Source organism: Mesorhizobium robiniae (assembly GCF_040545535.1).
Classification (GTDB): domain Bacteria; phylum Pseudomonadota; class Alphaproteobacteria; order Rhizobiales; family Rhizobiaceae; genus Mesorhizobium; species Mesorhizobium robiniae.
Window position 1 is genome coordinate 101,910 of the sequence record NZ_JBEPMC010000004.1, and the last position, 19,127, is coordinate 121,036.

Sequence of the window (19,127 nt, forward strand, 5' to 3'; positions counted from 1 at the left end):
TCCTGTTTGGACAGGAACCGGGGGAACCCATGCTGAACGGACTAGAGGCGGCCTTTTTCTACCTCTTCGCCTTTATCGCGGTGGCGTCGGCGTTCATGGTCATTTCGGCGCGCAATCCGGTACATTCGGTGCTGTTCCTGATCCTGACCTTCTTCAACGCCGCAGGCCTGTTCATGCTGACCGGCGCCGAGTTCCTGGCGATGATCCTGCTCGTCGTCTATGTCGGCGCGGTCATGGTGCTGTTCCTGTTCGTGGTCATGATGCTCGACGTCGATTTTGCCGAAATGAAGGAAGGCGCCTTGCAATACGCGCCGATCGGCGCACTGGTCGGGCTGATCCTGGCGGCTGAGCTGATCGTCGTGCTCGGCGGCTATTCGTTCGCGCCGCAACTGGCCGCGACAGTTTCGAAACCCATTCCGGACCTTGCCGCACGTTCGAACACGGCAGCGCTCGGCGACATCCTCTATACCGACTACCTCTACTACTTCCAGATTGCGGGCCTCATACTGCTGGTTGCCATGATCGGTGCCATCGTGCTGACGCTGCGCCATAAGCCGGGCGTCAAGCGGCAGTCGATCGCAGCCCAGGTCGGCCGCACGCCGGCAACGGGAATGGAAATCCGCAAGGTCAAGACGGGCGAAGGAATCTGAGAGATGACCGTCGGCATCGCACATTATCTGACCGTATCGGCGATCCTGTTCACGCTCGGCGTGTTCGGCATTTTCCTCAATCGCAGGAACATCATCGTCATCCTGATGTCGATCGAGCTGATCCTGCTCGCGGTCAACATCAATTTCGTCGCCTTCTCGGCAGCACTCGGCGATCTCGTCGGACAGGTATTTGCGCTGTTCGTGCTGACGGTCGCGGCGGCTGAAGCGGCGATCGGCCTCGCCATTCTCGTCGTCTTCTTCCGCAACCGCGGTTCGATCGCGGTCGAAGACGTGAACATGATGAAGGGTTGACGGAAACCAACATGTATCAGGCCATCGTCTTCCTTCCGCTGCTCGGCTTCCTGATCGTCGGCCTGTTCGGCACGTCGCTCGGCGCCAAGGCGTCCGAATACATCACCTCAGGCTTCCTGGTGATATCAGCCGTGCTGTCGTGGGTCGCCTTCTTCTCGGTCGGCTTCGGCGAAGGCGAGGTATTCACCGTGCCGGTGATGCGCTGGATCCAGTCGGGCGGGTTGGAGGCCGCATGGGCGCTCAGGATCGACACCCTGACGGTGGTGATGCTGGTCGTGGTCAACACGGTGTCGGCGCTGGTCCACATCTACTCGATCGGCTACATGCATCACGACCCGAACCGGCCGCGCTTCTTCGCCTATCTGTCGCTGTTCACCTTCGCCATGCTGATGCTGGTGACATCGGACAACCTCGTGCAGATGTTCTTCGGCTGGGAAGGCGTCGGCCTGGCCTCCTATCTGCTGATCGGCTTCTGGTACAAGAAGCCGTCGGCCAATGCCGCCGCGATCAAGGCCTTCGTCGTCAACCGCGTCGGTGATTTCGGTTTTGCGCTCGGCATCTTCGGGGTGTTCGTGCTGTTCGGCTCGGTCAATCTCGGCACCATCTTCGCCAATGCGGCGACGTTCATCCCGGCCGAAGGCGCACCGCAGGGTGCTGCCGTGCTGACCTTCCTCGGCTATGCGCTCGACAAGCAGGCTGCGATGACCGTCGTCTGCCTGCTTTTGTTCATGGGTGCCATGGGCAAGTCGGCACAGGTGCCGCTGCACACCTGGCTGCCTGACGCGATGGAAGGCCCGACGCCGGTCTCGGCGCTTATCCACGCCGCCACCATGGTGACCGCCGGCGTATTCATGCTGGCGCGGCTGTCGCCGCTGTTCGAGCTGTCGCATTCGGCGCTGATCGTGGTCACCTTCATCGGCGCCTTCACCGCTTTCTTCGCGGCGACCGTGGGCCTCGTCCAGAACGACATCAAGCGCGTCATCGCCTATTCGACCTGCTCGCAGCTCGGCTACATGTTCGTGGCGCTCGGCGTCGGCGCCTATGGCGCGGCCATCTTCCATCTGTTCACGCATGCCTTCTTCAAGGCGCTGCTGTTCCTCGGCTCCGGCTCGGTGATCCATGCCGTCTCCGACGAGCAGGACATGCGCAATATGGGCGGCCTCAGGACGCTCATCCCGAAAACCTACTGGATGATGGTGATCGGCACGCTGGCGCTGACCGGCGTCGGCATTCCGGTAACGGTCATCGGTACCGCCGGCTTCTTCTCCAAGGACGCGATCATCGAAAGCGCCTTTGCCGCGCACAATCCGGTCGCCGGCCTTGCCTTCGTGCTGCTGGTCGTCGCCGCCTGCTTCACCAGCTTCTACTCCTGGCGGCTGATCTTCATGACCTTCCACGGCCAGCCGCGGGCGAGCCACGAGGTGATGCACCATGTCCATGAATCGCCGCCGGTCATGCTGGTGCCGCTGTTCATTCTGGCGGCGGGCGCACTGTTCGCCGGTGTGATCTTCCATGGCGCCTTCATCGGCGAGGGCTATGCCGAGTTCTGGAAGGCGTCGCTGTTCACGCTGCCGGAAAACCACATCCTGCACGACATGCACGAAGTGCCGTTGTGGGTGAAGCTGGCGCCGTTCGTCGCCATGCTGATCGGCTTTGCGATTGCCTGGCAATTCTACATCCGCGCGCCGGAGATGCCGAAGAATCTGGCGGCGCAGCATCGCGGGCTCTACGCCTTCCTGCTCAACAAGTGGTATTTCGACGAGCTCTACGACTTCCTGTTCGTGCGGCCGGCAAAACGACTGGGCCACTTCCTATGGAAGACCGGCGACGGCACCGTTATCGACGGGCTCGGTCCGGACGGCATTTCGGCGCGCGTCGTCGACGTCACCAACCGCGTCGTCAAGCTGCAGACCGGCTACCTCTATCACTATGCCTTCGCCATGCTGATCGGCGTTGCCGCATTCGTCACCTGGATGATGCTCTGATGACCGCCTGGCCGATCCTCTCGCTGGTCACCTTCCTGCCGCTGGTTGGTGTGCTGCTCATCCTGTTCGTGCGTGACGACAGCGAAAATGCCCGCCGCAACATTCGCGCCATCGCTTTGTGGACGACGAGCATCACCTTCATCATCTCGCTGTTCATCTGGACCGGCTTTGACAATTCCGAGCCCGGCTTCCAGTTCGTCGAGAAGGTTGCCTGGCTGGATTCCGGCATCTCCTACCATATGGGCGTCGACGGCATCTCCATGCTGTTCGTCATCCTGACCACCTTCCTGATGCCGCTCTGCATCCTGGCTTCATGGGAATCGATCGAGAAGCGCGTCAAGGCCTACATGATCGCCTTCCTGTTGCTGGAGACGCTGATGATCGGCGTGTTCTGCGCGCTGGACATCGTTTTGTTCTACGTCTTCTTCGAGGCCGGCCTGATCCCGATGTTCATCATCATCGGCGTGTGGGGCGGCAAGCGGCGCGTCTACGCCTCGTTCAAGTTCTTCCTCTATACGCTGGCCGGCTCGGTGCTGATGCTGCTCGCCATCATGGCGATGTTCTTCCAGTCCGGCACCACCGACATCCCGACGCTGCTGACGCACAACTTCCCGGCCACCATGCAGACCTGGCTATGGCTGGCCTTCTTCGCGTCGTTCGCCGTGAAGATGCCGATGTGGCCGGTGCACACTTGGCTGCCGGATGCCCATGTCGAGGCGCCGACGGCCGGTTCGGTGATCCTGGCCGCCATCCTGCTGAAGATGGGCGGTTATGGCTTCCTGCGGTTCTCGCTGCCGATGTTTCCGATCGCCTCGGAGATGTTCGCGCCGCTGGTCTTCGCGCTGTCCGTCGTCGCCATCATCTACACTTCGCTGGTGGCGCTGATGCAGGAGGACATGAAGAAGCTGATTGCCTATTCGTCGGTCGCTCATATGGGCTTCGTCACCATGGGCATCTTCGCGATGAACCAGGAAGGCGTCCAGGGGGCGATCTTTCAGATGCTGTCGCACGGCCTGGTCTCCGGCGCGCTGTTCCTCTGCGTCGGCGTCATCTACGACCGCATGCACACGCGCGACATCGACGCCTATGGCGGGCTGGTCAACAACATGCCGAAATACGCCACCGTGTTCATGATCTTCACCATGGCCAATGTCGGCCTGCCCGGCACCAGCGGCTTCGTTGGCGAGTTCCTGACCATGCTCGGCGTGTTCCGGGTCAACACCTGGGTGGCGTTCTTCGCCGCCACCGGCGTTGTCCTGTCGGCGGCCTATGCGCTCTGGCTCTATCGTCGGGTGATCTTTGGCGCGCTGACCAAGGACAGCTTGAAAAATCTGCTCGACCTGTCGGCGCGCGAGAAGGTGATCATCTATCCGCTGGTCGTGCTGGTCATCTTTTTCGGCGTCTACCCGGCGCCGGTCTTCGACGCGACTGCCGAATCGGTCAAGGCGCTGGTCACCAATGTCACCGCATCCATCGACGCCGCGCAGACCGCGGCGGCGAACTGACTGGGAAGTTTGCGAACCATGACGCCGGACCTTCTCTCCAGCCTGTCGCTCTCGACGCCAGAGCTGATCCTCGCCATCGGCGCCCTGGCGCTCCTGATGCTGGGCGCCTATTCGCGCGCCAACACGACAACCACGGTGAGCGGCCTTGCCGTCGCCGTGTTGGTGGTTGCCGGCGTCTGGACGATCTTTTCGACCGGGCAGGGCAGTGCCTACGGCGAAGCCTTCGTCCAGGATCCCTTCGCCCGCTTCATGAAGGTGCTGGCGCTGATCGGGTCGGCGGTAACGCTGGTCATGTCGATGCGCTTCGCCAAGGCGGAGCATTTCGACAAATTCGAATATCCGGTGCTGATCCTGCTGTGCACGCTCGGCATGATGCTGATGATCTCGGCCAACGGCATGATCGGGCTCTATCTCGGCCTCGAATTGCAATCGCTGGCGATCTATGTGCTGGCGGCGATCAACCGCGACAATCTGCGCTCGACCGAGGCGGGATTGAAGTATTTCGTCCTTGGTGCGCTGTCGTCGGGCATGCTGCTTTACGGCATCAGCCTGGTCTACGGCTATACCGGCAACACCGGGTTCCAGGAGATCGCCACGGCGCTGGGCGGCGGCGAGCGCCAGCTTGGCCTCGTCTTCGGCCTGGTCTTCGTGCTGGCCGGCCTCGCCTTCAAGATATCGGCGGTGCCGTTCCACATGTGGACGCCCGACGTCTATGAAGGCGCGCCGACACCGGTGACGGCCTTCCTCGCGGCGGCGCCGAAGATGGCGGCGATGGCGCTGATCGTGCGCGTTACCATGGGCGCGTTCAAGCCGATCGCCGCCGACTGGCAGCAGATCATCGTCTTCATCTCGATCGCCTCGATGGCTCTCGGCGCGTTCGCGGCCATCGGCCAGACCAACATCAAGCGGCTGATGGCCTACTCCTCGATCGGCCATATGGGCTACGCGCTGGTCGGCCTCGCCGCCAACAGCCAGGCCGGCGTGCGCGGCGTCGCCATCTACATGCTGATCTATCTGGTGATGACGCTCGGTACCTTCGCCTTCATCCTCGCCATGCGGCGCAAGGAGGGCAATGTCGAGCAGATCGGCGATCTGGCCGGCCTGTCGTCGACCAATCCGATCATGGCGACGATCCTCACCATCCTGATGTTCTCGCTGGCCGGCATCCCGCCGCTCGCCGGCTTCTGGGGGAAATGGTACGTGTTCCTCGCCGCCATCAATGCCAATCTCTACGCGCTGGCTATCATCGGCGTGCTGGCCTCGGTGGTGGGCGCCTATTATTATCTGCGCATCATCAAGATCATGTGGTTCGACGAACCGGTCGGCGGCTTCCTGCCGATGGCGACCGAGCTTCGCGTCGTGCTCGGCGTCTGCGGCGCCTTCGTGCTGTTCTACGTGCTGATCGGCGGGCCGATCGGCACCTATGCCGAAGCCGCCGCCAAGACATTTTTCTGACAGGATGGCATTTCGGCTGGCCCCAACAGCTGAGACGGAAGGGTTCCGACTCGAGGCACATGACACGGTTGGTTCCACGAATGCGCTGGCGCTGGAGCACGCGCGGGCGGGAGACCCGGGCAAGCTCTGGGTCGTTTCGAAAAAACAGGAAAGCGGGCGTGGCCGGCGCGGCCGGGTGTGGGCGACGCCCGAGGGCAATCTTGCGGCGACGCTGCTGGTGGTCACCAATGCCGATCTTCGCTTGGCCGCGACGCTCGGCTTCGTTGCCGGCCTGGCGCTCGCCGATGCGCTCGACGCCGTTGTGCCGAAGGGCAGGATAGCAATCGGCCTCGACGGCGGCAGCGATGGGAAGAACCGTTTCGAGCTGAAATGGCCGAACGATGTGCTTGCCTCCGGTGCCAAGCTTGCCGGCATCCTTCTGGAATCGGCGATCCTGGATGGCGACCGCTTCGCGGTGGCGGTGGGCATCGGCGTCAATGTTGTGGCTTATCCCGAAGATTTGCCTTATCCGGCGACATCGCTTAGCGCGCTGGGCTCTGCTTGCGATGCCGAGACATTGTTTCTGGCGCTGTCGGATGCCTGGAGCGCGAATGCGCGGCTGTGGAATGAAGGGCGTGGGCTTTCTGCCGTCAGGCGGCGCTGGCTGGCACGCGCGGCAGGGCTTGGCGGGCAGGTTGCTGTCAGAATTGACGGTAATGTGGTGCGCGGCACGTTCGAGACCATTGACGAGGACTGCCGTTTCGTGATCCGCGACGATGAGGGTTCGGTTCTGACGATCGCCGCCGGCGATGTGCATTTTGGCGCGGTCGCGTCGGCTCAGGTTTGACGGGCCCAGGTTGGACGGGCCCTAGATTTGATGGGCTTGGTTTGACCGGCCAGGAAAGGAAAGATCATGGCGAAAGCTGAAAACGCCGAACTCGTCTTCGTGCCGCTTGGCGGCGTCGGCGAGATCGGCATGAATTTCGCCCTCTATGGCTATGGGCCGGCCAATGCGCGCGAATGGATTGTCGTCGATGTCGGCGTCACCTTTCCCGATGCCAGCCTGCCTGGCGTCGACCTGGTGCTGCCCGACACGCGCTTCATCGAGGAGAACATCGCCAATCTGCGCGGCATCGTCATCACGCACGCGCATGAGGACCATTACGGCGCGCTGCTCGACACATGGCCGAAGCTCAAGGCGCCGGTCTGGATGACGCCGTTCGGCGCCGGACTGCTGGAAGCCAAGCGGCAGGGCGAGCAAGGCGCACCGAAAATCCCGTTGACGATCTACCGCGCCGGCGAAAAATTCACCATCGGCCCGTTCGAGATCGAGGCCATTCCCGTCGCGCATTCTATACCCGAGCCGATGTCGCTGGCGATCACCTCGCCGGCCGGCACCGTCATCCACACCGGCGACTGGAAGATCGATCCGGCGCCGACGATCGGGCCGATGACCGACGAGGCCCGCTTCCGCGCCTATGGCGACAAGGGCGTGCTGGCGCTGATCTGCGATTCCACCAATGCGCTGCGGGAAGGGGAGTCGCCATCGGAAGTGGCGGTGGGCGAAGGCCTCAAGGGTGTCATCCAGAGCGCCAAGGGGCGTGTCGCGGTCACCACTTTTTCCTCCAATGTCGGGCGCATAGTCTCCATTGCCAGGGCGGCAAGGGACGCCGGCCGGCAGTGCCTGGTGCTCGGCCGCTCGCTGAAGCGCGTCATCGATGTTGCCGGTGAGCTCGGCTATATGGACGGGCTGCCCGAATTCATCGCCGAGGAGGATTTTGGCTTCATCCCGCGCGAGAATCTCGTCATCATCTGCACCGGTAGCCAGGGCGAGCCGCTTGCGGCACTGGCAAAACTGTCGCGCGACGAGATGAAATCAGTGTCGCTGACAGCAGGTGACACGGTGGTGTTTTCCTCGCGCACCATTCCCGGCAACGAAAAAGGGATACTCGAGATCAAGAATCGCCTGATCGATCTCGGCATCAAGATCATCGAGGACGGCGATGCGCTGGTGCATGTCTCCGGACATCCGCGCCGCAGCGAATTGCGCAAGATGTATGAATGGGTGCGCCCGCAGATCGGCGTTCCCGTGCATGGCGAGGCGGCGCATCTGGTGGCGCAGGGCTCGCTGATGTCGACGTCGGGCATCGGCCAGGTGGCGCAGGTGCGCGACGGCGACATGCTGAGGCTCTATCCGGGTGCTGCGACGATCATCGATCAGGTACCGTTCGGCCGCATCTACAAGGACGGCAGGCTGATCGGGACCGACCAGGCGATGGGCATTCGCGACCGTCGCAAGCTGTCCTTTGCCGGTCATGTCGCGGTCAATGTCGTGCTCGACGACAAATATGAACTTGCCGGCGATCCCGATCTGGTCGCAATCGGCGTCGCCGAGGCCGACGCGCGCGGCGAGAGCCTGGAAGATCTGATGATCGATGCGGCAATCGGCGCCGTGGACTCCATCCCTCGTCAGCGCCGAAAAGACCTCGACCTCGTGCAGGAGGCAGTGCGTCGCGCCGTACGCGGCGCCGCCAACGAAGCGTGGGGCAAGAAGCCGCTGGTGACAGTGTTCGTCACACGGTGACGAACAAGGGAGTAGGGGAGTAGGGCAGTAGGGGAGTAGGCAAGTAGGAGGTAGGAGCGCAAACAGTCTGCACTTCTAGATCCTGTTTTTCCCTACTCCCCTACTGCCTTACTCCCCTACTCCCCTAACCCGGGAGTATCCTATGCTCGGACGCCTGAACCATGTCGCGCTTGCCGTGCCGGATCTGGCCGCGGCGACAGCGGCCTATCGTGATACGCTCGGTGCTCGGGTGACCGCGCCGCAGGCGCTGCCTGAGCATGGCGTAACGGTGGTGTTCGTCGATGTCGGCAACACCAAGATCGAATTGCTGGAGCCGCTCGGCGAGGGTTCGCCGATCGCGGCATTCCTCGAGAAGAACCCCTCGGGTGGCATGCATCACGTCTGCTATGAGGTCGACGACATTCTCGCCGCGCGTGATCACCTCAAGGCCAGCGGCGCCCGCGTCCTGGGCGACGGCAACCCGAAGATCGGTGCGCATGGCAAGCCGGTGCTGTTTCTGCATCCCAAGGATTTCTTCGGCACGCTGGTCGAATTGGAGCAAGCATGAGCTGGGTTTCGTTTATCGCCCTGTTCTTCATCACATGGTGGGTGGTGCTGTTCGCCATCCTGCCGTTCAGCGTGAGAACGCAGGACGAGGATCAGGACGTCACGCTGGGTACGGTGCACAGCGCGCCTCGCGGACCGCATATGCTGCGCGCCGCGTTGCGGACGACGATCGTCACAATGGTTCTTCTTGGCATCTTTTACGGCATCACGAGGGGGCTCGGCCTCGGCATCGACGACATCCCCCACATCGTGCCGGACTTTAGCCAGAGCCCCAAGACTTAGCTTAGCCGGCAACGCACAATTCGTTGCCCTGAACGCGAGCGCCGATGGGGTGGCAAAACAAAGCCGGCTTCCGGATTTGTCAGCCGCCGCGAGAGCGCCGCACACCCCGCGGAATGTATATTTACGCGCGTCAATTTCTTGTTTTATGCATGGCGTTATCTCAGAAGCGGTCGCGCATCTTCGACTGACACGTCTGGATAAACTGATTTGGCAATCCGTCGTGCTAACCAAATGATTGCACAAAAAAAATGCAAGGCACGAGGCCTTGCAATTTAAACGCGTCCGATCTGTTTCCGGTGTCCGGCGGCAGCGAGTAACCGCGCCTAGATCGCATCCTCCCAAGACTTTGACCGCGTAGGAGGGCAGATTTTTTTCCGCCCTCTCGGTTATCGGGGCACATTAGACCAAGGCGGGTTAAAATGTCACGCAGAATTTTGCCTGGAAATAGGCAATCTCGTGCTGCACTGCACAATAGTATGGCAGGCGTTGCTTGCGAAACGACCAGCAAGTCGGATGCGGCACTGCGGCACCTTTGCGGCGCCCCAATGGGCGCCCTAGGGGGCGGGTTTCCATTCGGTCATGAAATGGCTATGAAGCCGGGGCAAGCAAGCCAGCGCTGCGCCGATTCCGGTGCGGCAACTCTCTCTCACGGACCAGTCCATGCGTTTGTCGCGCTATTTCCTGCCTATCCTCAAAGAAAATCCGCGCGAGGCCGAAATCGTCTCGCACCGGCTGATGCTACGCGCCGGCATGATCCGCCAACAGGGGCAAGGCAGTTTTTCCTGGCTGCCGCTCGGCAAAAGGGTGCTGGACAAGGTCTGCCGGATCATTCGCGAGGAGCAGAACCGTGCCGGCGCGCTCGAGATCCTGATGCCGACCATCCAGTCGGCCGAGCTGTGGCGCGAAAGCGGCCGTTATGACGATTACGGCAAGGAGATGCTGCGCATCAAGGACCGGCAAGATCGGGACATGCTCTATGGGCCCACCAACGAGGAGATGGTCACCGAGATTTTCCGCGCCTATGTGAAGTCGTACAAGGATCTGCCGCTCAACCTCTATCACATCCAGTGGAAATTCCGCGACGAGGTGCGGCCGCGATTCGGCGTCATGCGTTCGCGTGAGTTCCTGATGAAGGACGCCTATTCCTTCGATCTCGACTTCGAAGCCGCCAGGGCGGCCTATAACAGGATGTTCGTGTCCTATCTCAGGACGTTCACGCGCATGGGGCTGCAGGCAATCCCGATGCGTGCCGACACCGGGCCGATCGGCGGCGACCTCAGCCACGAATTCATCATCCTGGCCGACACCGGCGAGAGCCAGGTCTATTGCCATCGCGACTATCTCGCGCTTGATGTGCCGGGGGCGGACACGGACTTCTCCAACGATGCCGCGATCGGCGATATCGTCAAGACATGGACGACGCCCTATGCCGCGACCGACGAGATGCACGACGAGGCGGCGTGGGAGAAGGTTGCGACGAGCGACCGTGTCTCGGCGCGCGGCATAGAGGTCGGCCACATCTTCCATTTCGGCGACAAATATTCGAAACCGATGGGCGCCAAGGTAACCGGGCCCGACGGCAAGGATCATTTTGCTTCCGGGGGATCCTACGGCATCGGCCCGTCGCGACTGGTTGCGGCGATCATCGAGGCCAGCCATGACGACAACGGCATCATCTGGCCGGAGGCGGTGGCGCCTTTCGACATTGGCCTGATCAACATGAAGGCCGGCGACGCCGACTGCGACCGCGTCTGCGATGAACTCCATGCAGCGTTTGTCGCCGCCGGCAAGGACGTGCTCTACGACGACACCGACCAGCGGCCGGGCGGCAAATTCGCCACCGCCGACCTGATCGGCCTGCCGTGGCAGGTGATCGTCGGGCCGCGCGGCGTGGCAGCCGGCGAGATTGAAATCAAGAACCGCAGGACCGGTGAGCGTGAGACGCTGCCGATCGCAGACGTGAAGAAGCGTTTCGGTTCTGCCGCATGAGCGAAGCCGCAGTAGCGAAACCCCTGGCCGCCGGACCCTTTTCCGTCTTCGAACGCATGGTCGCGTGGCGCTATCTGCGCTCGCGCCGCAAGGAGACGGTGATTTCCGTCATCGCCTCGATCTCCTTTCTCGGGATCATGCTGGGCGTCGCCACGCTGATCGTGGTGATGGCCGTCATGAACGGGTTTCGCGCCGAACTCCTGACGCGCATTCTTGGCGTCAACGGCCATCTGATTGTGCAGCCGCTCGACATGCCGCTGGAGGACTACGCGCAGGTTGCCGACCGCATCAACGGCGTGCCTGGCGTCAAATACGCCATTCCCCTGATCGACGGGCAGGTGCTGGCGCAAGGCAATGTCGGCGGCGGCTCAGGGGCGCTGGTGCGCGGCATACGCGGCGAGGATCTGGGCAAGATTTCTATCGTCGCCGACAACATCAAGCAGGGCTCGATCGCCGGCTTCGACACAAGCGAGGGCGTCGCCATCGGCAGCCGCATGGCCGAGAATCTCGGTCTTGTGCTCGGCGACACCATCACGCTGATCGCGCCCGATGGCGATGTCACCCCGCTCGGCACGACGCCGCGCATGAAGGGCTATCCGGTTACGGCGATCTTCGAGGTCGGCATGTCGGAGTATGACAGCTCCATCGTCTACATGCCGTTTTCGGAAGCGCAGCTCTATTTCAACATGGACGGAAGGGCCCAGACGATCGAGCTCTATGTCGACAATCCCGACAATGTCGACGCGCTGAAGCCGAAGATCGAGGAGGCGTCGCAGCGGCCGATCACCATGGTTGACTGGCGAGAACGCAACAGGACATTTTTCGATGCGCTGCAAGTGGAGCGCAATGTGATGTTCATGATCCTGACGCTGATCGTGCTGGTGGCGGCGCTCAACATCATTTCGGGCCTGATCATGCTGGTGAAGGACAAGGGCCACGATATCGCCATCCTGCGCACCATGGGCGCCACGCGCGGCGCGATCCTGCGCATCTTCCTGATGACTGGCGCGGCGATCGGCGTGGTTGGCACCATCGCCGGCGTGCTGCTCGGCGTCGTCATCTGCCTGAACGTCGAGCGAATCCGCCAGTTCTTCTCCTGGCTTGCCGGCGAGAGGCTGTTCAATCCCGAGCTCTATTTCCTGAGCCAGCTGCCTGCCCGCATGGACGCCAGCGAGACGATCTCGGTGGTGCTCATGGCGCTGGTGCTGTCGTTCCTGGCGACGCTGTTTCCGGCATGGCGCGCGGCCAGGCTCGATCCGGTCGAAGCGCTGAGGTACGAATGATGGCCGAGGCCATTATCGAGCTGAAGAGTGTCGAACGGCACTATGTCCAGGGGCCGCGCAAGCTCACGATCCTCAACGGCGCCGATTTTTCGCTGAAGCGTGGCGAGATCGTGGCGCTGGTGGCGCCTTCGGGCACCGGCAAATCGACGCTGCTGCACACTGCCGGACTGCTGGAACGGCCGGACGCCGGCGATGTCATTCTGGCCGGCCGCGCCTGCGGGCGGCTTTCCGACGACGAGCGCACGGCGATCCGGCGCAATGATGTCGGCTTCGTATATCAGTTCCATCACTTGCTGCCGGAGTTCACGGCGCTGGAAAACATCATGATGCCGCAACTGATAAAAGGGCTGACGCGCAAGGAGGCCGCCGAGCGGTCGGCGCAACTGCTCGACTATATGCAGATCGGCAAGCGCGCGCAGCACCGCCCCTCCGAACTATCCGGCGGCGAGCAGCAGCGCGTCGCCATCGCGCGCGCCGTCGCCAATGCGCCGCTGGTGCTGCTGGCCGACGAGCCGACCGGCAACCTCGACCCGGTCACCGCCTCCTATGTGTTCGAGGCATTGGGAGCGCTGGTCCGGCAATCGGGCCTGGCGGCACTGATCGCCACCCACAATCACGAGCTTGCCTCGCGCATGGACCGTCGCGTCACGCTGGCCGACGGCAAGGTTGTTCCGCTCTAAGCGCGCCGTCCGGCATGTCCTGATGTTCTTTTCACGGGCGTTCGCCGTGCGAACGGCCGATATTTGCCCATAAACCTTTCCTTAACCGTGCCGAACTGAGCGTCCGGAATTTCGCGGCACACTAGGATTGCGGTCGTTGACATTCGAACAAAATCAGAACAAAATACGAACATACTGAAAACAGGAGAGAGTTATGACCGGTCTTGTTCAGGATGTCGTGTCACTGGTGTGCATGAGCACGTTTCTCATTTCCATGGCGATCTGGATCGGAGCGATGTAAGGCAGCGCTGAAGGGCGCGGCTCAAACCCTGACCTCCCGTTCTTCACGGGTGAGGTGCGGCGCCGGAACTCATTGGTTCAGCGCTGCTTTGTCAGCCGGCCTTGCGGACCGTTTCGGCAAGCAGGGGTGCGGCGGGTCCGAAGACATCCTCGAAAGCGGATTTCAGCGCGAGATCGAGGTCGGCCATCCCCAGGGGAAGTCCGAGGTCGACGAGACTGGTGACGCCGTGTTCCTGCACGCCGCACGGCACGATGCCGCTGAAATGGCTGAGATCGGGCTCGACATTGATGGCGATGCCGTGAAAGCTCACCCAGCGTCTCAATCTGATGCCGATGGCGGCGATCTTGTCCTCGGCCGGCGATCCGTCTGCCAGGGTGGGGCGATCCGGCCGCACCACCCAGACGCCGACGCGGTCCTCGCGCCGTTCGCCGCGCACGTTGAAGGCGGCAAGCGTGCCGATGATCCATTGTTCAAGTGCGGCGACGAAGGCGCGGACATCCTCGCGCCGACGCTTCAGGTCGAGCATCACATAAGCGACCCGCTGGCCTGGCCCATGATAGGTGTACTCGCCGCCGCGCCCGGCGGCGAATACCGGGAAACGGTCGGGCTCGATCAGGTCCTCGATACGGGCGCTGGTGCCGGCAGTGTAGAGCGGCGGATGCTCGACCAGCCAGACCATCTCGCCGGCGGCGCCGCTTCGGATCGCTTCGGCACGCGCCTCCATTACGGCAAGCGCATCCGGATAGGCGGTGAAGCCAGGTTCGATCCGCCATTCGACCGGCGCCGAACCGGGCAGGGGCAGGAACGACGTGGCGATCTGGCTGCGTTGTGTCATGGCGTATCTCGTCTAAAGCGGCCGCGTTTGAAGGAACCGTGGGCGCGCTTTAAATTTTGTTTTATGCATATCGTCGTCCCAAACCGCTGCGCACCTTCGGTTCAAGCCCGAGGGCATGTTTTTGGGCGACATGCATTGGCCTCACATATGGCGGCAATCGGCTGAAACGTCCAGTTCCGAACACGTTCCAACCCTTTGCAGGCTAATGCCGAATCCTGGGGCAATTAATGCACGACGCGCCCTTGTTTCGCCGGAGACGATTTGCTACACGCCGCGAGCCGGTTCGTTTCGGCTCCTACCACGTGCGGTCGTGGCGGAATTGGTAGACGCGCAGCGTTGAGGTCGCTGTGGGGCAACCCGTGGAAGTTCGAGTCTTCTCGACCGCACCAGCTTTACCCAATAAGCTGCTTTTTTTATTGCGCAATTTTCTGTTTCCCCGCAGCTCTTCCCAAGACTGTTTGTGCGAACTGAAACACTGCGCGAAGCTGCAGATGGTTGGGCGCGGAATGCCGCGCCCTGGTTTGCCCCGCCTCAATGCCGGATGCTTCGAAGACCGACCTGTGCCGCGAAGCGGACCACCGAGAACCCTGCCTTGCGCCAAGGAGCTGAGACCGACGCTGGCGGCGATTGACGTCGAAGACCGTCGATCCGGGGAATGGCTTTGCCAAAGTGAAAATCCAGTTTTAACCTCCTGCGACACATTTCCAGTTCGATAACCGGGTTTGATACTCTATCTGTCCGGGAACGCCGCACAGAACGGAGCCATCTTCATGAGTGACAGCCAGGTAAGGATTGCGGGGAACACCATTCGAAGCCTGCATGCCGACCTGCCAGTCAACGCCACGTTCCATATCTGGCTTAAAGCGACCAAGCCGGACGTTCCGGGCTCACTGTCTTTTTCCAATGTCCGTGGCAAGTTCGGCGAGGTCAGCGTTACGAACGCCGAAGAGTATGAATTCAGAATTTTTCACGTCTTTGGCGGTGGCAGCGTCGAACTGGATTACGACACGGATCAAACCTCGGTATCGGTTGCCTACTGGTTCGCACTGGCCGATGTGCTGGAGACAGGTATTACAGTTCTCCACACCAATCCGGGAAATGCCCCGCCGAACATCCCCGACAGCTATCATTTTCGTCCGCCGTTCGGCTGGATGAACGATCCAAACGGATTTGGCCGGTTCGAAGGCCGCCCACATCTCTTTTATCAGCATTATTCCCATGGGCTTCGGTGGAATACGATGCATTGGGGGCACGCCGTATCTTCGGATTATTTGCGATGGCGCCACATGCCTATCTTCCTATTCCCATCGGAAGATCTTACCGCAAGGCCCGACAAACGGGGCGGTGCGTATTCCGGCTCGGCCATTCCGCTTGCCGATGGTCCGGGCATTCGCGTCTTTTTCACCGAGCAGGTGCAGGACCGTATCCCAGAACAGCAAATCCAACTCACCGCCACTTCCAGCGACCTGATCACGGCGGGAAATGCGGATGTCGTCCTGCCCTACCGCCCGCTTGACCAGGGACTGACAGCGGATTTTCGCGATCCATACGTATTCAAGGGACCGGATGGCCGCTGGAAAATGCTGCTGGGCAGCCAGAGCGATGAGGGTGGCGTCGTCCTGCTCTACGAAACCCATGACCATACGGCCGCCACCGGCTGGACCTATATCGGCAAGCTTCTGGTCGAGAAACACTATCGGACGACGGCGATCGAATGTCCCTGTCTGCTGCCGCTCGACGGCCCTGCGACCGATCCCGCGACGCGATGGGTTCTAATCCTCGGGCTGATGAACAGCGAGGACCAGTCCACCCGGCGCAAGAACCTGACAATGGCCATCGTGGGCTGGTTCGATGGCCAGACCTTTGCCAAGGAATTCGAACAGGAACTGGACTTCGGGACGGACAACTACGCCTTCCAGGCCTTCGTCGATGGCGATGCTATCGTCGGCGTGGGCTGGCTCGCCAACTGGGCCGATACTGGCCCGGCGATCGATTTCCCCACGGCCATGACGCTGCCTCGCAATATCCGTCTGTCTGCCGGCGAGCTGTATACCCCGCCCATCGGGGCTGCCGAGAGCCTGCGGAGCCATATTCTGGACCGAACACGCCTTGCAGCCGGAGAGCAGGTGAGCTTTATCAACGGCGCCGTCGAAATCCTGTTCGAGTTGGAAAAGCCGGGTGCCCATTTCCACCTGAAGCTCGAACATCCAACTGTCCGCCTCGAAGTTGTGGGCGATGAGGAGGGGCTTGCCATTCGCCATGAAGACGGCGGCGCGGGCCCTCACTATATCGCCAAGGGAGCCCGCCCAAAACGGCTGCGGATATTCCTCGACTACGGATCGATCGAGGTCTTCGCGGATCGCGGTCGTTGGGCTGGCACGAAACGGATCAACGGTTTTGAGCCGGTACAATCCGCACGTCTTATCGCCGAACCGGGCGCCGTTCTACACGCGACGGTATGGGCGCTCAAACCGTGACAACGAGATACTATTTCCAGTTCAGGATTGGACTTCCAGCTCAGGATTGGGCGTTCTCAAACACCGACCAGTGAACGAGACCCTCGACGACACCAAGCGCGAACTGTTCCTTAGCGCTGTAAATCAGCGGGTTGTCCCGAGCCATGTCGAGCAGTTCGGGAAGCGCGTTGGCGACGACAATCCCCCGCGCATCCGGCAGCTCGAACATACTGCGATCATTGTTGGTATCGCCGGCGACGACCACCTCATCGAGGCCGATGCCGAGTTCATTGCAGAGCCAGGTCAGCGCCTGTCCCTTGTCGGCTGAGCGCGGCAGTATGTCGAGATCGCGTCCGCTCGAATAGACCATCGTCACCGACAGGCCGGCTTCGATCAGCGCACGCTCGATATCGGCTAGGGCGTCCGGACTTGCGTCATGCAGGTACCAGCTCGATTTGAAGGCGTGTTGGTAACCGTCGGGTTGCCGGACGGTGTCTTTAAGCGATCCGAGCACCGCATCGACCTTTTCAAGGGACCAGCCTTCCGAAAACCTCTGGGTAAAGTGCGCCAAATCGGTAAGCTTTGCGGGGCGCGAGCTGTGCCGCGGGCCGGAGAGCATCGTGCCGACACCCCCGATCACGTAGTCCGGCGTTGGCAGGCCGACGTCGTCGACGAAGTTCAAAATGTCGTCGGCCAGACGACCGCTGTTGTAGACGAGAACCGGCCGATGCGCGGGGTCGAGCGCTTCCCATTTGGAACGAAAGCGCGCCGTCGCCGGCGCATCGCCTGTGAGGGTGCCGTCGAGATCACTCGACAAAAGTGCGATCGGTCTCAATCGCCGTCGTTCCACGGCTCGTCCCAATCATGGTCGTCGACCGCCTTCAGCACCGGACGTCCCTCGACGAGGCTGACCAGCTGCTGCGCGATACCTGTCCAGGTGAACAGGCTGCGCGCCTTGTGCGCACCCATGCGACCCAGTCGGCCGTAGAGGCGCGGGTGCTTCATCGGCTTGACGATCGTGATGCCCAGATCTTCCTTGTCGAACGGATCGCCGAAGAGCGCGTGCCGGCCATAACTGATGCCGCGATAGAGGCCGCCATGGATCGTAACCACGGTGGGCGTCCCGCAGGCCATGGCCTCGATCGCGGTCATGCCGAACGGCTCGTAGCGGCTCGACAGGACGAACATATCCGCCGCCCGATAGGTGTCGGCCAGATCCTCGTCGGCAACATAGCCTGAAAAGACGACACGATCCTGCAAGCCTAGCTGTTCAACCTGTTCCTTGAGCTGGTTCAGGATTTTTTGTTCTTGCTCGTCCATGTTCTCGCCGCCGACCGCGAGCCTCAGGACCGCATCCGGCACACGCGGCGCCACTACGGAAAACGCGTCGATCAGCAGGTCGTAGCCCTTGTTGGTGGCGAGCCGGCCGAGCGCCAGGATCGTTCGGCCCTCGAAGCCGAGCCGGTGGCGGATCATGCGGCGAGACGCCTCGCTGACGGGGAAGAACCGGTTGTCGTCGTAACCGGGTGGGATCATGTGCACGCGGTCACGGTCGACGCTGTAGTCCTCGACCAGCATATCGACCTGCGGCGGCGTTGTTGCAATCACCATGGCGCAGCTTCGATAGATGATCGTCTCGTGCTTTATGCGCTCGGTGAAATTGAATTCGGCTTCGAATGTATCGGCCTTATCAGGGTAATCCGTCTTCATCTGACGCTGCTTCCATATGCCAAGGGAATGCGGCGTATGGATGTGCGGGATGGTGAGCGCTTCCGAGAGTCGTTGCCCCGCGACGCCCGCGTCCCAGTAGTGACTGTTGATGAAGTCGTAGGAGAGGTTTTCCCTGCGGATTAGGCGCAGCGCGTTTTCACACCACTCGAGCAGGTGGCGATGGAGGTATTCCTTCGGAATGAAATCGGGTCCGCCACAGGCGACACGCAGAACACGAACCCCATCGGCCACTTCATCGACAGGAGGTTGGTCTTCAAATCGTCGTGTCCAGATATCGACGGCATAGCCCAGCTGGGCCAGTTTTTTGGCCAGTTCCAGGACATAGACCACCTGTCCGCCGGTATCGGCCGCACCAAGTGGCGGGTTGGCTGCAACGTAGCCGTGGGTTGAAATGAGTGCAATTCTAGGTATCGCCGCATCCGAGTTGTCGTTCGGCATCTCTATCCTTCTCTACGATTGATCTCCGCACGCCCGCGGTCGAAGCAAGCGCAGGTTCAACTATATAGGGAACCCAGCCTTCATCGGCAAATGTTGAGAGACCCGATTTGCCGCCCTGCTCCAACGCATCGTGTCCT

General features: G+C 61.6%; 16 protein-coding genes and 1 tRNA gene. 14 read left to right on the forward strand and 3 right to left on the reverse strand.

Annotated features, from left to right (window positions below):
- The first annotated feature begins 29 nt into the window (after positions 1-29).
- The 12 genes from ABID19_RS12375 to ABID19_RS12430 all read left to right on the forward strand — a co-directional run bounded on the left by ABID19_RS12375 (position 30) and on the right by ABID19_RS12430 (position 13,250).
- Positions 30-650 (forward strand): NADH-quinone oxidoreductase subunit J, encoded by a 621-nt coding sequence (locus ABID19_RS12375; protein WP_354490828.1) that lies wholly within the window; start codon positions 30-32, stop codon positions 648-650.
- 3 nt (positions 651-653) lie between these two features.
- Positions 654-962, forward strand: coding sequence for an NADH-quinone oxidoreductase subunit NuoK (nuoK, locus tag ABID19_RS12380; protein WP_006335669.1), 309 nt, complete (start codon positions 654-656; stop codon positions 960-962).
- Between the two features lie 11 nt (positions 963-973).
- Entirely contained in the window at positions 974-2,947 is a 1,974-nt protein-coding gene (gene nuoL / locus ABID19_RS12385; protein ID WP_354490830.1) for an NADH-quinone oxidoreductase subunit L, read from the forward strand.
- Positions 2,947-4,452, forward strand: coding sequence for an NADH-quinone oxidoreductase subunit M (locus ABID19_RS12390; protein ID WP_352932048.1), 1,506 nt, complete (start codon positions 2,947-2,949; stop codon positions 4,450-4,452). Before nuoL ends, ABID19_RS12390 begins: the two co-directional genes overlap by 1 nt.
- Positions 4,453-4,470: 18 nt before the next feature.
- The gene (nuoN, locus tag ABID19_RS12395) at positions 4,471-5,907 is read left to right on the forward strand and encodes an NADH-quinone oxidoreductase subunit NuoN (RefSeq protein WP_354490831.1); all 1,437 of its coding nucleotides are present in this window, start codon (positions 4,471-4,473) and stop codon (positions 5,905-5,907) included.
- 4 nt (positions 5,908-5,911) lie between these two features.
- Complete coding sequence (locus ABID19_RS12400) at positions 5,912-6,733, forward strand: biotin--[acetyl-CoA-carboxylase] ligase (protein WP_354490833.1); 822 nt, start codon at positions 5,912-5,914, stop codon at positions 6,731-6,733.
- Between the two features lie 66 nt (positions 6,734-6,799).
- The gene (locus tag ABID19_RS12405; RefSeq protein ID WP_354490834.1) at positions 6,800-8,470 is read left to right on the forward strand and encodes a ribonuclease J; all 1,671 of its coding nucleotides are present in this window, start codon (positions 6,800-6,802) and stop codon (positions 8,468-8,470) included.
- A gap of 142 nt (positions 8,471-8,612) precedes the next feature.
- On the forward strand, positions 8,613-9,017 hold the full coding sequence (gene mce, locus ABID19_RS12410) for a methylmalonyl-CoA epimerase (protein ID WP_354490835.1): 405 nt from the start codon (positions 8,613-8,615) through the stop codon (positions 9,015-9,017).
- Entirely contained in the window at positions 9,014-9,298 is a 285-nt protein-coding gene (locus ABID19_RS12415; RefSeq protein ID WP_354490836.1) for a DUF1467 family protein, read from the forward strand. The genes mce and ABID19_RS12415 overlap by 4 nt, the downstream gene beginning before the upstream one ends.
- Before the next feature lie 660 nt (positions 9,299-9,958).
- A complete protein-coding gene (gene proS / locus ABID19_RS12420) occupies positions 9,959-11,287 on the forward strand; it encodes a proline--tRNA ligase (RefSeq protein WP_354490838.1) in 1,329 nt (442 codons plus the stop codon).
- Positions 11,284-12,570, forward strand: a complete 1,287-nt coding sequence (locus ABID19_RS12425; protein WP_354490840.1) for a lipoprotein-releasing ABC transporter permease subunit — start codon at positions 11,284-11,286, stop codon at positions 12,568-12,570. Before proS ends, ABID19_RS12425 begins: the two co-directional genes overlap by 4 nt.
- Complete coding sequence (locus ABID19_RS12430; protein WP_174654574.1) at positions 12,567-13,250, forward strand: ABC transporter ATP-binding protein; 684 nt, start codon at positions 12,567-12,569, stop codon at positions 13,248-13,250. The genes ABID19_RS12425 and ABID19_RS12430 overlap by 4 nt, the downstream gene beginning before the upstream one ends.
- A gap of 371 nt (positions 13,251-13,621) precedes the next feature.
- Here ABID19_RS12430 and lipB read toward each other — a convergent pair whose 3' ends face one another.
- A complete protein-coding gene (gene lipB, locus ABID19_RS12435) occupies positions 13,622-14,365 on the reverse strand; it encodes a lipoyl(octanoyl) transferase LipB (protein ID WP_354490842.1) in 744 nt (247 codons plus the stop codon).
- A 304-nt stretch (positions 14,366-14,669) separates the two neighbouring features.
- On the opposite strand from lipB, the gene ABID19_RS12440 reads away from it, so the two are divergent.
- Both ABID19_RS12440 and ABID19_RS12445 read left to right on the forward strand, forming a co-directional pair.
- Positions 14,670-14,754: transfer RNA gene (locus ABID19_RS12440), tRNA-Leu, on the forward strand.
- Between the two features lie 381 nt (positions 14,755-15,135).
- Positions 15,136-16,842: a GH32 C-terminal domain-containing protein gene (locus ABID19_RS12445; protein ID WP_354490844.1), complete on the forward strand. Its 1,707-nt coding sequence runs from the start codon at positions 15,136-15,138 to the stop codon at positions 16,840-16,842.
- Positions 16,843-16,882: 40 nt separating this feature from the next.
- On the opposite strand, the gene ABID19_RS12450 is transcribed toward ABID19_RS12445, so the two are convergent.
- Together ABID19_RS12450 and ABID19_RS12455 are read right to left on the reverse strand one after the other, a co-directional pair.
- Positions 16,883-17,656 carry an HAD-IIB family hydrolase gene (locus ABID19_RS12450; RefSeq protein WP_354490846.1) on the reverse strand — a complete coding sequence of 258 codons (774 nt, stop codon included), beginning with the start codon at positions 17,654-17,656 and terminating at the stop codon, positions 16,883-16,885.
- Positions 17,653-18,990 (reverse strand): glycosyltransferase family 4 protein, encoded by a 1,338-nt coding sequence (locus ABID19_RS12455; protein ID WP_354490848.1) that lies wholly within the window; start codon positions 18,988-18,990, stop codon positions 17,653-17,655. Before ABID19_RS12455 ends, ABID19_RS12450 begins: the two co-directional genes overlap by 4 nt.
- Positions 18,991-19,127: the final 137 nt, after the last annotated feature.

What these genes read in the sequence shown, in the direction of transcription:
- ABID19_RS12425 (WP_354490840.1), top strand. Translation starts at nt 11,284, where the DNA reads ATGAGCGAAGCCGCAGTAGCGAAACCCCTGGCCGCCGGACCCTTTTCC.
- ABID19_RS12445 (WP_354490844.1), top strand. Translation starts at nt 15,136, where the DNA reads ATGAGTGACAGCCAGGTAAGGATTGCGGGGAACACCATTCGAAGCCTG.
- ABID19_RS12400 (WP_354490833.1), top strand. Translation starts at nt 5,912, where the DNA reads ATGGCATTTCGGCTGGCCCCAACAGCTGAGACGGAAGGGTTCCGACTC.
- nuoL (WP_354490830.1), top strand. Translation starts at nt 974, where the DNA reads ATGTATCAGGCCATCGTCTTCCTTCCGCTGCTCGGCTTCCTGATCGTC.
- ABID19_RS12455 (WP_354490848.1), bottom strand. Translation starts at nt 18,990, where the DNA reads ATGCCGAACGACAACTCGGATGCGGCGATACCTAGAATTGCACTCATT.
- ABID19_RS12415 (WP_354490836.1), top strand. Translation starts at nt 9,014, where the DNA reads ATGAGCTGGGTTTCGTTTATCGCCCTGTTCTTCATCACATGGTGGGTG.
- mce (WP_354490835.1), top strand. Translation starts at nt 8,613, where the DNA reads ATGCTCGGACGCCTGAACCATGTCGCGCTTGCCGTGCCGGATCTGGCC.
- ABID19_RS12430 (WP_174654574.1), top strand. Translation starts at nt 12,567, where the DNA reads ATGATGGCCGAGGCCATTATCGAGCTGAAGAGTGTCGAACGGCACTAT.
- lipB (WP_354490842.1), bottom strand. Translation starts at nt 14,365, where the DNA reads ATGACACAACGCAGCCAGATCGCCACGTCGTTCCTGCCCCTGCCCGGT.
- ABID19_RS12390 (WP_352932048.1), top strand. Translation starts at nt 2,947, where the DNA reads ATGACCGCCTGGCCGATCCTCTCGCTGGTCACCTTCCTGCCGCTGGTT.
- nuoK (WP_006335669.1), top strand. Translation starts at nt 654, where the DNA reads ATGACCGTCGGCATCGCACATTATCTGACCGTATCGGCGATCCTGTTC.
- ABID19_RS12405 (WP_354490834.1), top strand. Translation starts at nt 6,800, where the DNA reads ATGGCGAAAGCTGAAAACGCCGAACTCGTCTTCGTGCCGCTTGGCGGC.
- nuoN (WP_354490831.1), top strand. Translation starts at nt 4,471, where the DNA reads ATGACGCCGGACCTTCTCTCCAGCCTGTCGCTCTCGACGCCAGAGCTG.
- proS (WP_354490838.1), top strand. Translation starts at nt 9,959, where the DNA reads ATGCGTTTGTCGCGCTATTTCCTGCCTATCCTCAAAGAAAATCCGCGC.
- ABID19_RS12375 (WP_354490828.1), top strand. Translation starts at nt 30, where the DNA reads ATGCTGAACGGACTAGAGGCGGCCTTTTTCTACCTCTTCGCCTTTATC.